The following is a 14,112-nucleotide window of genomic DNA, read 5'->3' as shown; positions in this document are numbered from 1 at the left end:
TCAATCCTTCAGGATGACGCGGCTGCGCGAGACGAAGACCTGCTCCTCGCCGCGCGTGGCAGTGATCGCGAGGGTCCAGCCGCCGCCATGGACAGAGGGGATGGTGGTGGCGTAGTCGCCGGCTGCGGTCTCGCCGAGGGTCGCCTCGTGGTCCTCGCGACGGGCGGCGGGGTGTTCGAGCCTCGCGCGGACGGCAAGACCGGTGACGGGCGCGCCGGTGCGGTCGCGCAGGGAAAGTGTCACCGCGGCATCGGCGCCGATCCGGCGCAGCTCCGCGCCGGCCTGCCAGCCGCGATCCGCCTGGGCCTGCATGCGGGCGATCTCGCCATTGAAGCGCTGGCTGGTCTCGTAGGCGCTCTTCACGTCGACCCCCGGCATGGTGCGGATGGCGATGGTCATCATCGCGGCATTGACGCCCGCGATGACCAGGAAGAAGCCGACCATGCAAGCGAGCACCATGCGGCCGCTGAGGTGGGAGGGGCGGCGGGCGGGGCGGCTTGGCGGGCGCTCGGCGGGGGCTGTCAGATCGATCGGCATGATGAAGGCTCCGCAACAGGACATGGGGCGTCTCCCCCTCAAGGCGCGATGAAGTGGTCCTGGGCGGTCACGGTCTCCCCGGCGAACAGGTCGGCGGCGGTGAAGGTGATCGTCTGGGATTTTTGGGGATGGCCGTCGGCCGGCAGCGTCACGAGCACGCGGACCTCGCGCGAGGAATCGGGGTCGACCGTCACGATCGGGCGCAGATCGGCCGTCGCGGTGACGCCGACCGTCTCGATGCGCAAGCCCGGCAGGCCTTCGACCGTGAGCGCGAAGGGGCGCTCATGCGGCCGCTTGTTCAGGATCCTGATGGTGTAGGCATTGCGGATCGAGCCGTCGCTCAGCCTGACGAAGAGCGGTGCGCGTTCGTGCAGGACCGAGAGCTCAAGCGTGCGGCGCGTGGCGAGCTGCCAGACCATGGCGCCGCCGACCAGCAGGATCAGTGCGGCATAGGTCATCGTGCGCAGACGCAGCGGCCGGTAGACCGGCTTCTCTCCGGCGATGCGGCGCTTGACGTTGTCCTCGGTGTCATAGCCGATCAGCCCTTTCGGGCGACCGATCTTGTCCATGACGTTGTCGCAGGCGTCGATGCACAGGCCGCACTGGATGCAGTCGAGCTGGGCGCCATTGCGAATGTCGATGCCGGTGGGGCAGACCACGACGCATTGCCGGCAGTCGACGCAGTCGCCGGCGGGCTCGCCCTGCTTGCGCAGGCGCTCCGCCTGGCGCAGCGAGGCGCGCGGGTCGCCGCGATCGTAACGATAGGTCACGTTGAGGGCTTCGTCGTCGGTCAACGCAGCCTGGATGCGCGGCCACGGGCACATATAGGTGCAGACCTGCTCGCGCATGATGCCGGCGAGCGTATAGGTCGTGAAGGTCAGGATCGCGATGAAGGCGTAAGCCGTGACGGGCGCCTCGAAGCTCGCCAGCTGGCGCACCAGCGTCGGGGCGTCGGCGAAGTAGAGCACCCAGGCGCCGCCGGTCCACCAGGCGATCAGCAGCCAGACCGTGTGCTTCGCGCTCTTGCGCCAGATCTTGTCGGCGTCCCAGGGGCCTTCGTCGCGCTTGATGCGCTCGCGCCGGTCACCCTCGAAGAAGCGCTCGACGGTGAGGAAGAGGTCGGTCCAGACGGTCTGGGGGCAGAGATAGCCGCACCAGATGCGACCGGCGACGGCGTTCATCAGGAACAGGACGAAAGAGGCCAGGATCAGCAGGCCGGTGAAGTAGTAGACCTCCTGCGGCCAGAGCTCGATGAAGAAGAAGTAGAAGCGGGCGTTGGCGAGATCGGCCAGAACCGCCTGGTTGGGCAGGTTCGGTCCCCGGTCCCAGCGCAGGAAGGGCAGCAGGTAGTAGATGCCGAGACAGAGGGCGAGGATCATCCATTTGGCGCGCCGGTAGGGGCCGGTCACGCTTTGCGGATAGACCTTCTTCGACGCCGCGAAGAGCGGAACGTCCTCTGTCTCGGCATCTCGAACCGCCATGACTACTGACCCCCGCCGAGCGAATGCACGTAGACGGTCAGGGCCTTCAGCGTGGTGGGGTCGAGGCGCTGGCCCCAGGACGGCATCACGCCGGCGCGGCTGTTGGTGATGGTCTCCGTGAGCGAGGCCATGTCCATGCCGTAGAGTGAGATCGCGTCGGTTAGGTCGGGCGCGCCGAGTTCCCTGTTGCCCTTGCCGGCGTCGCCATGACAGGCGGCGCAGTTGGCGGCGAACAGCTCACGGCCCTTGGCCAGATCGGCCTTGGGCTCCGGCGGCAGGTGGGCCAGTTCGCGGACATGGTTGGCGACGGCGCGGATCTCGGCCGGCTTGAGCATGCCATCCTTGCCGAAGGCCGGCATCTGGCTGATGCGGGTGTCGCCGTTGCCGGCGACGCGGATGCCGTGCTGCAGCGTCTGGTGAATGTCGGCGAGCGTGCCGCCCCAGAGCCAGTCGTCGTCGTTCAGGTTGGGATAGCCCTTGGCACCGGCGCCGCCGACGCCGTGGCAGGCGGCGCAATTGTCGCCGAAGGCGGCCTTGCCCTGCGCCATCGCGATGCGGAACAGAGCGGGATCGGCCTTGATCTGCTCGAGCGAGGCCTCGGCCAGCCCGCTCGCCTGGGTGGCGCGATGCTGCTGAAGGAGCGCGAGATCCTTGGCGATCTCGATGCGCGAGGCATAGCCGATCACGCCCTTGGTGGCGTCGCTGATCAGCGGCCAGGCGGGGTAGACCACCCAGTAGCCGATCGACCAGACGATCGTGGCGTAGAAGATGCCGAGCCACCAGCGCGGCAGCGGCGTATTGAGTTCGCGGATGCCGTCCCATTCATGGTCGGTCATGGTCTGACCGCTATGGGCGTCGATCTGGTGATCCGTGTCGTGGTGCTTGTTCATGGGCTCAATCGTCCTGCAGCGGGGTGCGGGCGGCCTGCTCGAAGCGGCCGCGATTGGACGGCCAGAAGGCGTAGAGGCAGACGGCCAGGAAGATGCCCACGAAGTAGAGGAGGCCGGCGGACTGGGCGAAGCGCGCGAGCCAGAGATAGGTTGCGTCCATGATGACCTCGCTCAGCGGATGTTGGCTTTGCCGTCGTAGAGCTTGAAGTCGACGAGCGTGCCGAGGACCTGGAGATAGGCGATCAGCGCGTCGGCCTCGGTGATGCGGCCGGGGTCGCCGTCGAAGTCGCGGGCCTGCACCTTCGGGTAGCGCGCCTCGAGCTTGCCGGCCTTCGGGTGGTCGGGGGTCGCCTGGGCGCGCAGATCGGTCTCGGCCTGCGCGATCATCTCGTCGGTGTAGGGCACGCCGCCGCCGCGGTTGGCGCGCAGATCATCGGCGATGTCGCCGAACTTGAGGTCGGTCTTGGCCAGGAAGGGGTAGCCCGGCATGATCGACTGCGGCACCAGCGCGCGCGGCTCGGCGAGGTGGCCGCGCTGCCACTCGTCGGAGTACTTGCCGCCGACGCGGGCGAGATCCGGGCCGGTGCGCTTGGAGCCCCACTGGAAGGGCTTGTCATACATGCTCTCGGCGGCGAGCGAGTAATGCCCGTAGCGCTCGATCTCGTCGCGCAGTGGTCGGATCATCTGGCTGTGGCAGTTGTAGCAGCCCTCGCGCACATAGATCGCGCGGCCGGCGAGCTCGAGCGGAGTATAGGGCCGCATGCCTTCGACCTTCTCGATCGTGTTCTTCAGGTAGAAGAGCGGCGCGATCTCGACCAGACCCCCGACCGAGATCACCAGCAGCGTGCCGATGATCAGGACGATGGAGTTGGTCTCGAAGATCTTGTGCTTGGCCCAGAGCGACTTGCGCGGCAGGGACTTCTGCGGCGAGGCCGCGGACAGGTCAGAACTCGACATGGGGAGCGTTCCTCTACTCGGCCGGGACGAGCTGCGGCTGCGGCATCGGGTCCGCCTGCGAGGCGCCCACAGTTCCGTGCCAGACCGTCATCCAGAGATTGAAAGCCATGATCAGCGCGCCGGTCAGGAACAGGGCGCCGCCGAGCGCGCGGATGACATAGAAGGGGTGCATCGCGGCGACCGTCTCGATGAAGGAGTATTCGAGGAAGCCGAGCGAGGTGTAGGCCCGCCACATGAGGCCCTGGAGGATGCCCGAAACCCACATCGCGCAGATGTAGAACACGATGCCGAGCGTCGAGATCCAGAAGTGCCAGTTCACGAGCTTGTTCGAATACAGTTCCTTGCGGTTCCAGAGCCACGGAACCAGGCAGTAGATCGCGCCGAAGGAAATGTAGGCGACCCAGCCGAGCGCGCCGGAATGGACATGGCCGATCGTCCAGTCGGTGTAGTGCGACAGCGAGTTGACCGCCTTGATCGACATCAGCGGACCCTCGAAGGTCGACATGCCGTAGAAGGCGAGCGAGACGACCATCATGCGCAGGACCGGGTCGGTGCGTAGCTTGTCCCAGGCGCCGGACAGGGTCATGACGCCGTTGATCATGCCGCCCCAGGAGGGCATCCAGAGCATGATCGAGAAGGTCATGCCGAGCGTCTGGGCCCAGTCCGGCAGGGCGGTGTAGTGCAGGTGGTGCGGCCCGGCCCAGATGTAGAGGAAGATCAGCGCCCAGAAGTGGATGATCGAGAGGCGATAGCTGTAGACCGGCCGGTTCGCGCGCTTGGGGATGAAATAGTAGACGATCGCGAGGAAGCCGGCGGTGAGGAAGAAGCCGACCGCGTTGTGGCCGTACCACCACTGGAACATGGCATCCTGCACGCCCGACCAGACGATGTAGGAGCGCGGCGACAGGACCGAGATCGGCAGCGCCAGGTTGTTGCCGACATGCAGGACGGCGATGGTCAGGATGAAGGCTAGGTAGAACCAGTTCGCCACATAGATGTGCGGTTCCTTGCGCTTCGCCAGCGTCGCCAGGAAGACGAAGAGATAGACGACCCAGACGATTGTCAGCCAGAGATCGGCATACCATTCGGGTTCGGCGTATTCCTTGCTCTGGGTGATGCCGAGCAGATAGCCCGTGCCGGCGATGACGATGAAGAGGTTGTACCCGAGGACGACGAACCAGGGCGACAGATCACCCGCGAGGCGCGCCCGCGAGGTGCGCTGTACGACGTAGAACGAGGTCGCGATCAGCACGTTGCCGCCGAAGGCGAAGATCACCGCCGAGGTGTGCAGCGGCCGCAGCCGGCCGAAATTGATCCAGGGCAGATCGAAGTTGAGCGCCGGATAGGCGAGCTGCAGGGCGATGATCAGCCCCACGGTGAAGCCGGCGATGCCCCAGAACATCGCGGCGATGGTGCCGAACTTGACCGGATCCATGTTGTAGTTGGGCCGGCCGTCGATCTCCTGCGGGGCCGGGCCCGTGCCTGGCCTGAAGCAGCGATTCCCAATCATGAAGATCGAGACCAGAGCCGCCGCCATGCCGACCGCGGCATGGAAGGCGTAGCCCGAGTGCTCGGTTTGCGCGGCGATGAGCAGCAGCCCGAGGAATGCCGCCGCCGCCAGCATCATGCCGGCGATCTCGCCTATCGTCGCGTGTCTGATCGGATTGCCCGCCGCCATGCCCAGTCCCCGCAGTTCTGCCGCGCTCCTGGCGCAGGCCGTCAGGGGCAACACTTAGCGATGGCGGGGTCTATGGGCCTTGATTCAGGTCAAGCGGGTTGCCGCGGTGCGGCGTCGCGGCCCGGAGGATTTGTCGATCCGGCGGGATCGAAAAGTGCTCCGGGCCTGTTGTCTGATCGCGTGATCGTCACGCGAACGGGCGACTGCTTCGTTCGAGGGCGCTCAGACCACGACATCCTTGGCCGGGACGGGTTCGCCGCGCGAGACATGGGCGATGTTGGCGAACATGCGCGACACGGTCGGGGCGAAGTTGTCGGCGGCCATCGCGGCGAGATGCGGCGTGACGACGAGGTTGTCGAGCGTGAGCAACTCGCTGTCGGCCGGCAACGGCTCGATCGCATAGACGTCCATCGCCGCGCCCGCGATCTCGCGATTGCGCAGGGCAACGACCAGTTCGGCCTCGTTGACGACGCCGCCACGCGCGCAGTTGATCAGCACGGCGGTCTTCTTCATCGCGGCGAAGGCCCTGGTGTCGATCAGGTTGGCGGTTTCCGGCGTCAGCGGGCAATGCAGCGAGACGACGTCCGACTGCGCCAGGATCTCGTCGATCGTGGCGTATTTGACGCCGAGCGCGGCTTCCTCCGCAGCACTGAGCGGCTGGCGCTTTGAATAGAGGATCGTGCAGCCGAAGCCCTTGAGCAGCTTGGCGACGTTCTGGCCGATCGCGCCGAAACCGACGATGCCGACCGTCTTGCCCGAGAGCATGAAGGTGTCGCCGGGCAAATGGCCGGTGCTCCAGTGGCCCTTCTTCAGCTCGGCATGGCCGTAGCCGATATAGCGCAATGTCGAGAGCATCAGGCCGATCGTGAATTCGGCGACCGGCAGCGCGTTGCTGCCGGTGGTGCGCGCGACCTTGATGCCGAGCTCCTTCGCCGTGGCGACGTCGATGTTGTCGTAGCCGACGCCCCATTTGTGCAGGAGCTTCAGCTTCTTCGCCGCGCGCAGCACGTCGCCGGAGACGGCGACCTGGCCGGAGATCGCATAGTCCGCTTCCGCGATGATCTGCTTCATGTGCTCGTCGCCGCGCTCGGTGCCATGGGTCAGCACGAAGCCCGGCGGCAGCAGCGCACGCAGCTTCTCGGCGCGCGCGGGGGTGGTCATGTCGAGGAGGCAGATGGTTTCGGTCATAGGGTCGTTCTTTTCTCGGATCGGTCGTGGTGGAAGCGGGCGGTGGGCGCGCCGCGGGCTCAGATCGTGAAGCGCGCTCCGGCGCGGGCGAGCCCGCCGGAAATGGCGACGGGGGTGCCGTCGGCGCGCCAGCAGGCGGCGCCGGTCAGCGTGCCGTCCTCGTTGAAGCGGATCGCGTTCATGCCGCCGGCAATGCGGGGCATCGGGACGATGCGGTGGCCGCGCGCCCGGAGCGCCTCGGCAACGGCTTCCGGGAAGGCTTCCTCCAGTTCAAGCGCGCCGCCTTCGGTCCAGATGCGCGGCGCCTCGACCGCTTCCTGCAGGCTCATGCCGTGGTCGATCAGGTTGACGATCGCCTGCAGGGCCGACGGGAAGATGCGCAACGCGCCGGGCAGGCCGAGCGCAAAGCAGAGCTTGGCGTCCTTCAGCACGATCATCGGCGCCATCGAGGTGAAGACGCGCTTGCCGGGCGCGATCGAGAGCGCGCGGCCGGGATGCGGATCGAAGTTGAACATGTAGTTGTTCGTCAGCATGCCCGTGCCGGGAATCTGGGTGCAGGCACCGAAGAGGCCGTTGATGGTCTGCGTCGCGGTGACGACGTTGCCGTCGGCATCGGCGACCGTGACATGGGTGGTGTCATGCGACTCGCCCGGCGCCAGCCCCGGTGACCAGGCCTTCGCCTCGTTCATCGCGATCAGCGCGCGGCGTTCGTCGGCATAGGCCTTGTCGATCAGCCTGGCGACCGGGACCTTGACGAAGGCGGGGTCGGCGGTCGCGACGGCGCGGTCGGCAAAGGCGATCTTGAGCGCCTCCGCCAGCAGATGCACGCCATCGGGCGAGCCGAAGCCGAGCGCGCCGATGTCGTAGCCTTCGAGGATGTTGAGCATCTGCGCGACATGAACGCCGGAGGAGGCCGGGGGCGGCGGGCCGACAATCTCGTAGCCGCGATAGCTGCCTCGGATCGGCTCACGCGTCTCGACCTTGAAGGCGGTGAGGTCGTCCTGGCCGATCAGGCCGCCTTTGGCCGCCATGAAATCGGTCAGCGCCTTGCCGAGCGGACCGTCATACAGCGCAGCGGGGCCAAGCTCGGCGATCAGGCGCAGGCTTGCGGCATAATCCGTCTGCACCAGCCGGGACCCGGCGGGGATCGCCTTGCCGTCCTTCAAGAGCAGCGCCGTGAGACCCGGGTCGCGCGACAGGTCTGCGACATTGTCGGCGATGCAGTTGGAGAGATACGGCGTCACCACGAAACCGCGCTCGGCCAGCGCGATCGCGGGTTGGAGCACGTCGGCCAGGGGCAGCGTGCCGAAGCGCGCCAGCGCCTCGCACCAGCCGGCGAGCGCGCCGGGAACGGCGACGGCCTTCGGGCCGACGACATTCTCGCGGTCGCGGACATCGCGCTGCTTGCCGATCTCGTCGGAGAGGCAGTCATACATGTCCGGCGTCGCGCGCAGCGGGGCGGTCGAGAGCCCGTCGAGCACGACATGGCGGCCGTCGGCCATCCGGATATGGCTCAGGCCGCCGCCGAGGATGCCGACCATCATCGGCTCGACTACCGTCAAGGCGAAGAGCGATGCCACCGCCGCATCGACCGCGTTCCCGCCGGCGAGCAGCATCTGCGAGCCGGCGGCCGAGGCGAGCGGATGGTTGGTCACGACCATGCCGCGCGAGCCGGTCGCCGGGCGCTTCTCGCAGGTGAAGCTCGTGATGCGCGGGGTGGGAGCGATGGCGTTCATGAGCTCGGACCTCAGCCCTTGGCCGCCGCGAGCGCGTCGAGCACCATCTTGGTCGCGCCGGAGATGTCGCCGAGCTTCTCGCCCTTACGGACGCGGTCCTGAGAACGTTCACCACGCTCCTGCCGGGCGATCGCCGCATCCGCGATCGCCTCGGCCTCGTCACGCGGCAGCACGAGCACGCCGGACTCGTCGGCGAGGATGACGTCTCCCGCCTTCACCGGGACATTTCCGCAGGAAATCGGCAGGTTCAGCGTGCCGCCGAGATTGTAGAGGCGCGTCGTGATCGGAGACATGCCCCGGCACCACATCGGGAAGTCCGAATCCTCGATCTCGGTCAGGTCGGTGCAGGGGCCATCGACGATGCCGCCGATCGCGCCGGCAGCCTTGGCTGCGACGGTGACGCCGCCGCCCCAGCAGGCATGCTTGTCGTCGCCCAGCCTGTCGACGACGAGGATGTCGCCCGGCCGCAGCAGGCCGAGCGTGTGGTGCAGCAGCGTCGAGTCCTGCCCGGGGATGGCGAGGGTCACGGCAGCGGCGGCGATGCGCTTGCCGCGCAGCAGCGGCTGGATGCCGCGGTCCATGAAGCCCCAGTGCTGGGAATGGCCGACGGTGGCGGTCTCGACCTTCTGCAGCTTCTCGACGAGGGCCGCCGGGAGCTGTTCCGGCATGGGGGCGATACGGTAGTCGGGCATGGTCTCTCTCCTATTTGCCGACCGCGCGGGCGACGCCGACAAGGCGCTCGACCGCGACGACGACGATCAACGTGGCGATGATGAGGACGACGGACAGGGCGGCGATCAGCGGGTCGGTGCGGCCCTCGACATAGCGGACCATCTCGACCGGCAGCGTCGAGGCGCGCGGGCCCGAGATGAAGAGCGAGATCACGGTCTCGTCGAAGGACAGCAGGAAGGACAGGCAGGCGCAGGCGATCAGGCCCGGCGTCGCCAAAGGCAGCGTCACCCGTCGTACCACGCGCCAGGGCGGGGCGCCGAGCGTCGCGGCTGCGGCCTCGATGTCGTGCGGCAGGGTGGACAGCGCCGTCGTCATCATCCGGATGACGAAGGGCACGGTCACGGTCATGTGCCCGAGCACGAGGCCGGGAAGCGTTGCCGTCAGCCGCAGGGGCGTGAAGAAGAGCAGCAAAGCGAGGCCGGTGATCAGGGTCGGCAGCAGCAGCGGTGCCAGGAAGAAGCCGGTCAGCGCGTCCTTGCCGCGGAACTCGCCCTTGGCCAGCGCCAGTGCGGCCGGGACGCCGATCGCGAGCGACAAGAGCGTCACTACACTGGCGACCTGCACGCTCAGCCACAGCGCCGAAAGCAGCGGCGCATGAGACGCCAGAGCCTGGAACCAGCGCAGCGAATAGCCGGATGGCGGGAACAGGATGAAGTTGTCGGCCGAGAAGGCGAGCATCACCACGACGACGATCGGCGCCAGGATCAGCGCATAGACCAGTGCGGCGAGGCCGGAGAGGACGGTGCCGGCGCCGTTCATCGCTTCAACCCCCGCGCCAGCAGGTTGGAGAGGACCAGCAGCAGAAGCAGCAGGCCGAGCGTGTAGATCGCCAGCACGGCCGCGACCGGCCAGTTCGTGTTGGTCGTCGCCTGCTCGAAGATCTCGGTCGCCAGCACGAAGACGCGCCCACCGCCGAGCAGCTTAGGCGTGATGTAGGCCGACATCGAGAGCACGAAGCCGAGGCCGGCGGCGAGCGCGAGCGCCGGCAGGCTGAGCGGCAGCGTGACCCGCCAGAAGGTGCGCAGGGGCGAGGCGCCGAGCGAGCGCGAAGCTTCCTCGAGCGTGCGGTCGAGCTGGCCGAAGCCGGCAAGCAGCGCCAGGATCATGTAGGGCATGATGCTCTCGGCGAGGCCGATGGTGACGCCCGTCCAGTTGAAGACGAGGCGAAGCGGAGCCGAGATCAGTCCGAGCGACTGCAGCAGCGTGTTGACGAGGCCGCGATCGCCGAGAATGGCGAGCCAGCCGAAGACGCGCACGACGCTCGAAATCAGCATGGGCAGGATCGCGATTACCGCGAGCAGGCCGCGAAAGCGCGAATTCGTGCGGAACAGGAAGAGCGAGAGCGGATAGGACAGGGCGAGCGCGATGGTGGTCGCGCTGAGCGAGAGCTGCAGGGAGTTCAGCGTCAGCTCGAAAGTGAAGCCGTCGGCGAAGGTATCGGCCGCCGTCTTCAGCGACCAGGCCTCGATCATCGCGCCGGTCGGCCCGACCTCGTTGAAGCCGTTGCGCAGGAGCAGCAGCGTCGGCCAGGCATAGATGGCCAGAACGAAGAGCCCCGCCGGAACCAGCAGGAGCGGAAGGCGGGCGACGCCGATCATGCCGCCTCGCGCGCGAAGGGCAGGCTGTCCTGCGCCTGCCAGATCACCGCGATCTCCGCGCCCTCCGCAGGGGCTGTGGTGCCCGAGGGCATTTCGACGGTGAGTTGCCCGCCCGCGCCCTCGACGAGTACCTCGACATGGTCGCCGACGAAAACGCTACGCAGCACGCGGCCGGCGACACGCACGGTCGAGCCGCCGGCCGGTTCGGAAACGGGCACGAGACGCATGCGCTGCGGGCGCACGAAGAGATCGAACTCGCCCTGCGGCGGCGCCGCAACCGGCTGCGAGGCGCCCCAGAGCAGGACCTTGCCGTCGCTGTCGCGCGTCGCGGGCAAGGCGTTCGCCCGGCCGACGAACTCGGCGACGAAGCGGGTGGCCGGGCGCTCGTAAATGTCCTCGGCCGTGCCGATCTGGGCGATGCGGCCGCGATTCATCACGGCGATGCGGTCGCACATCGTCAGCGCCTCGACCTGGTCGTGGGTGACGAAGAGGGTGGTGATGCCGAGCGAGCGCTGAATCGAGCGGATCTCGTGGCGCATCGTGTCGCGCAGCTTGGCGTCGAGATTTGAGAGCGATTCGTCGAGCAGTAGCACGGAGGGGTGGATCACCAGCGCGCGGGCCAGCGCGACGCGCTGCTGCTGTCCGCCGGAGAGTTCGCGCGGCCGCCTGCCGCCGAGGCCGGAGAGGCGGACCAGCGCCAGCCCTTCCTCGACCTGCCTGGTGATCTCGGCCTTGCCGACGCCGCGCTCCTCCAGCCCGAAGGCGACATTGCGCGCGACGCTCAGATGCGGAAACAGTGCATAGGACTGGAAGACATAGCCCATGTTGCGCTTGTGTGCCGGCAGCTTCGTGATCTCGCTGCCGTCGACGCGGATGGTGCCGCGATCGGGATCGATCAGCCCGGCGAGCATGCGCAAAGTCGTGGTCTTTCCGCAGCCGGAAGGGCCGAGCAGGGCGACGGACTCGCCCTTCGCGACCGACAGCGAGACATCGTCGACCGCGACGGCGCTGCCATAGCGCTTCTGCAGGCCGGCCAGTTCGAGATAGCTCATGACCAAGATGTTCCGGGCTGTTCCGTCATGGTCGGGCTTGTCCCGACCATCCATGTCATTCTTCGTCGAGGGCAATGTTCAAGGCGTGGCTGCTCGCCACGGCAGCGAGCAGGACGCCGCGGGAGCGGTTCACCGTGCCGCCGTGATGACCTCGCGGCGCCAGCGGTTGTTCCACTGGTCGCGCACCTTGAGGATGTCGTTCCAGTCGAGCGGGATCATGTTGGCGCGGCTTTCGGGTGCCGCCGCCGTGCGTGCCACAGCCTTCGGATCGATCTGGGCCTTGGCATTGGTCGGCGCGTAGAACATGCGCTCGGTGAAGGCCTTCTGCGCCGGCTGCGACAGGGCGTATTTCACGAAAGCTGCAGCGGCCGCCCGGTTCTTCGAGCCGGCGGTCAGGTTGATCGTGTTGATCTGGAAGACCGAGCCCTCGGGCGGCAGCAGCGTGCCGATCTTGCCGCCGGATTGGTCGCCGTAGAGCTGCGAGCGGGCGTTCCAGCCCGTCGCGACCTTGGCAACGCCGTTCAGGATCAGCGAGTAGCCATCCGGATTGGGCTCGAAGGTGTTGACCGAAGGGGCAAGCTCCTTGAGGCGCTTCATCGCCGCGTCGATCGACTTGCGATGGTCGCCGCCCTCCATCTTCTCGACCATGGCGGTGAGGGCCAGCCCCTGGATGTTCGGTGGGGCCGAGAGCGCGATCTGGCCCTTCAGGTCCGGCCGCCAGAGGTCGGCGAGCTTCGCGAGCGGCGGCTTGAGGTTCTGGGTGTCGTAGACCAGCACGAGATGGTCGAAGGTCACGGCGGGGCCGAACTCGCCGCCGGCCGCGCGCGCCTCCGGCGCAAGTTCCTCGAGGACCGGAAACTCGGCGGGCGTCAGCTTCTCGAACAGGCCCTCGATGTTGCCGATGCTGGAGGTGGTGACATCCATGATGACGACGTCGATCTGCGGATCGGCCTTCTGAGCGCGGACCGAGCCGACCATCTGCGCGGAGGTACCGCCGGGCGCATAGTTCACCTTCACGCCGGGATTGGCGGCCAGGAAGGGCTCGACCACCGCCTTGGTGTAGTTGTCCTGGAAGATGCCGGCATAGGACATCAGCGTGATCTGCCCGGTCAGGCCTTGCGCCCGCAGCACCGCCGGCATGGCGATGGTGGCGAGACCCGTCTGGAGAATGAGGCGGCGTGTCGGCATGGGGACCTCCTGAGATTGGCGCATTCGCGGGCGGATGTGGAAACGGCGCCGCGGAAGCCGCGGCGCCGTTGCGATCAGGCCGGGACCTTGCTGGCGAAATGCGCGACGAAGCGGGCGCAGATGTCGGTCAATTTCTCGGTCAGGGCGGCGCCCGTCTCGGCCGAGCACAGGCGCGGATCGCCCTTGGCGACGCCGAGATTGTAAGTCTCGTCATATTCGTTGGGCATCGCGACCTCGTGGCCCTCGAAGCTGGCCAGGCCGAGCCCCGTGAACTGCAGGTCGAGCACCGGGTCCTTCTTCAGCGGCTTGCCGTCCGGGATCAGGTCCTTGCGGATCAGCTCGGGGAAGAGATGCAGGCCGATCGAGGTCAGCGGGTCGGAGCCGTGCCCGGCGACCGCCGCGGCCTTGTCGGCGCCACCGAGTATGCCCGGCAGCAGGCCGTAGCCGATGCGCCAGAGATACAGGCTCGGCAGTACGATCTGCTCGCGCTGGTAGAGTTCGCGCGCGACTTCCGAGATCGGGCCGACATTGCCGCCGTGGCCGTTGATGACGATGATCCGGGTCAGGCCGTTGCGATGCAGCGAGTCGACCATCTCGGCGATGACCGTGGTCAGCGTCGCCTGCGAGATCGCGATGCCGCCGACCATCGGGCCGAACCAGTCGGCGCCGCCGAAGGGCAGGACCGGCGCGACGAGCGTGCGCGTTCCGGCCTTGCTGGCGCGGATCGCAGCGAGCTCGGCGATCTTCTCGGCGAGGAGGTAGTCGCCCATCGGGGCGTGCGGACCCTGGTCCTCCTGGCTGCCCATCGGCAGCAGGATGATCGGGTTGTCCTTGTAGATCTCGCGGGCCTCGCCCCCGGTGATCGTGCCCATATGGACGAGTGGATCGGTCTTGGCAGCCATGGCTTGGTCCTTGTTGGTCTAGACGAGAGAGATCAGCGGCCGGCGGTGCGCGGGTCGAGCGTGTCGCGCAGGCCGTCGCAGAGCAGGTTCATGGCGAGGATGGTGAGCGTCAGCGCGGCGCAGGGCCAGACCAGCAGCAGCGGAGCCTGCTCCATGGTGGCGCGGGCGCCGCG

14 protein-coding genes are annotated in these 14,112 nt (G+C 67.5%); all 14 read right to left on the bottom strand.

What is annotated here, in order from left to right:
• Positions 1-537 carry a FixH family protein gene (locus VGN82_RS00085; RefSeq protein WP_327524933.1) on the bottom strand — a complete coding sequence of 179 codons (537 nt, stop codon included), beginning with the start codon at positions 535-537 and terminating at the stop codon, positions 1-3.
• A gap of 38 nt (positions 538-575) precedes the next feature.
• Complete coding sequence (gene ccoG / locus VGN82_RS00080) at positions 576-2,018, bottom strand: cytochrome c oxidase accessory protein CcoG (protein ID WP_327524932.1); 1,443 nt, start codon at positions 2,016-2,018, stop codon at positions 576-578.
• A 2-nt stretch (positions 2,019-2,020) separates the two neighbouring features.
• On the bottom strand, positions 2,021-2,908 hold the full coding sequence (gene ccoP, locus VGN82_RS00075) for a cytochrome-c oxidase, cbb3-type subunit III (protein WP_327524931.1): 888 nt from the start codon (positions 2,906-2,908) through the stop codon (positions 2,021-2,023).
• Between the two features lie 4 nt (positions 2,909-2,912).
• Positions 2,913-3,068 (bottom strand): cbb3-type cytochrome c oxidase subunit 3, encoded by a 156-nt coding sequence (locus VGN82_RS00070; RefSeq protein ID WP_327524930.1) that lies wholly within the window; start codon positions 3,066-3,068, stop codon positions 2,913-2,915.
• Positions 3,069-3,079: 11 nt separating this feature from the next.
• Entirely contained in the window at positions 3,080-3,865 is a 786-nt protein-coding gene (gene ccoO / locus VGN82_RS00065; protein WP_327524929.1) for a cytochrome-c oxidase, cbb3-type subunit II, read from the bottom strand.
• Positions 3,866-3,878: 13 nt separating this feature from the next.
• The gene (ccoN, locus tag VGN82_RS00060) at positions 3,879-5,543 is read right to left on the bottom strand and encodes a cytochrome-c oxidase, cbb3-type subunit I (protein ID WP_327524928.1); all 1,665 of its coding nucleotides are present in this window, start codon (positions 5,541-5,543) and stop codon (positions 3,879-3,881) included.
• A gap of 222 nt (positions 5,544-5,765) precedes the next feature.
• Positions 5,766-6,731 carry a 2-hydroxyacid dehydrogenase gene (locus VGN82_RS00055; protein ID WP_327524927.1) on the bottom strand — a complete coding sequence of 322 codons (966 nt, stop codon included), beginning with the start codon at positions 6,729-6,731 and terminating at the stop codon, positions 5,766-5,768.
• Between the two features lie 59 nt (positions 6,732-6,790).
• Positions 6,791-8,467, bottom strand: coding sequence for a gamma-glutamyltransferase (gene ggt / locus VGN82_RS00050; protein ID WP_327524926.1), 1,677 nt, complete (start codon positions 8,465-8,467; stop codon positions 6,791-6,793).
• Positions 8,468-8,478: 11 nt separating this feature from the next.
• Positions 8,479-9,159 (bottom strand): RraA family protein, encoded by a 681-nt coding sequence (locus VGN82_RS00045; RefSeq protein ID WP_327524925.1) that lies wholly within the window; start codon positions 9,157-9,159, stop codon positions 8,479-8,481.
• 10 nt (positions 9,160-9,169) lie between these two features.
• Positions 9,170-9,958 (bottom strand): ABC transporter permease, encoded by a 789-nt coding sequence (locus VGN82_RS00040; RefSeq protein WP_327524924.1) that lies wholly within the window; start codon positions 9,956-9,958, stop codon positions 9,170-9,172.
• Positions 9,955-10,797, bottom strand: coding sequence for an ABC transporter permease (locus VGN82_RS00035; protein WP_327524923.1), 843 nt, complete (start codon positions 10,795-10,797; stop codon positions 9,955-9,957). Before VGN82_RS00035 ends, VGN82_RS00040 begins: the two co-directional genes overlap by 4 nt.
• Positions 10,794-11,849, bottom strand: a complete 1,056-nt coding sequence (locus tag VGN82_RS00030; protein WP_327524922.1) for an ABC transporter ATP-binding protein — start codon at positions 11,847-11,849, stop codon at positions 10,794-10,796. Before VGN82_RS00030 ends, VGN82_RS00035 begins: the two co-directional genes overlap by 4 nt.
• Before the next feature lie 129 nt (positions 11,850-11,978).
• A complete protein-coding gene (locus tag VGN82_RS00025; RefSeq protein WP_327524921.1) occupies positions 11,979-13,037 on the bottom strand; it encodes an extracellular solute-binding protein in 1,059 nt (352 codons plus the stop codon).
• A gap of 74 nt (positions 13,038-13,111) precedes the next feature.
• Positions 13,112-13,939, bottom strand: coding sequence for a creatininase family protein (locus VGN82_RS00020; RefSeq protein WP_327524920.1), 828 nt, complete (start codon positions 13,937-13,939; stop codon positions 13,112-13,114).
• Positions 13,940-14,112 lie beyond the last annotated feature (173 nt).

This window comes from Allobosea sp., assembly GCF_035999205.1.
In the GTDB taxonomy this organism is placed as follows: Bacteria; Pseudomonadota; Alphaproteobacteria; order Rhizobiales; family Beijerinckiaceae; genus Allobosea.
This window is presented reverse-complemented; position numbering and strand designations above follow the sequence as displayed.

Bases quoted from the DNA above. Each gene is read 5' to 3' on its own strand.
- VGN82_RS00035 (WP_327524923.1), bottom strand. From the start codon at position 10,797: ATGATCGGCGTCGCCCGCCTTCCGCTCCTGCTGGTTCCGGCGGGGCTC.
- VGN82_RS00045 (WP_327524925.1), bottom strand. From the start codon at position 9,159: ATGCCCGACTACCGTATCGCCCCCATGCCGGAACAGCTCCCGGCGGCC.
- VGN82_RS00030 (WP_327524922.1), bottom strand. From the start codon at position 11,849: ATGAGCTATCTCGAACTGGCCGGCCTGCAGAAGCGCTATGGCAGCGCC.
- ccoN (WP_327524928.1), bottom strand. From the start codon at position 5,543: ATGGCGGCGGGCAATCCGATCAGACACGCGACGATAGGCGAGATCGCC.
- ccoO (WP_327524929.1), bottom strand. From the start codon at position 3,865: ATGTCGAGTTCTGACCTGTCCGCGGCCTCGCCGCAGAAGTCCCTGCCG.
- VGN82_RS00040 (WP_327524924.1), bottom strand. From the start codon at position 9,958: ATGAACGGCGCCGGCACCGTCCTCTCCGGCCTCGCCGCACTGGTCTAT.
- VGN82_RS00070 (WP_327524930.1), bottom strand. From the start codon at position 3,068: ATGGACGCAACCTATCTCTGGCTCGCGCGCTTCGCCCAGTCCGCCGGC.
- VGN82_RS00020 (WP_327524920.1), bottom strand. From the start codon at position 13,939: ATGGCTGCCAAGACCGATCCACTCGTCCATATGGGCACGATCACCGGG.
- VGN82_RS00085 (WP_327524933.1), bottom strand. From the start codon at position 537: ATGCCGATCGATCTGACAGCCCCCGCCGAGCGCCCGCCAAGCCGCCCC.
- ggt (WP_327524926.1), bottom strand. From the start codon at position 8,467: ATGAACGCCATCGCTCCCACCCCGCGCATCACGAGCTTCACCTGCGAG.
- VGN82_RS00025 (WP_327524921.1), bottom strand. From the start codon at position 13,037: ATGCCGACACGCCGCCTCATTCTCCAGACGGGTCTCGCCACCATCGCC.
- ccoP (WP_327524931.1), bottom strand. From the start codon at position 2,908: ATGAACAAGCACCACGACACGGATCACCAGATCGACGCCCATAGCGGT.
- ccoG (WP_327524932.1), bottom strand. From the start codon at position 2,018: ATGGCGGTTCGAGATGCCGAGACAGAGGACGTTCCGCTCTTCGCGGCG.
- VGN82_RS00055 (WP_327524927.1), bottom strand. From the start codon at position 6,731: ATGACCGAAACCATCTGCCTCCTCGACATGACCACCCCCGCGCGCGCC.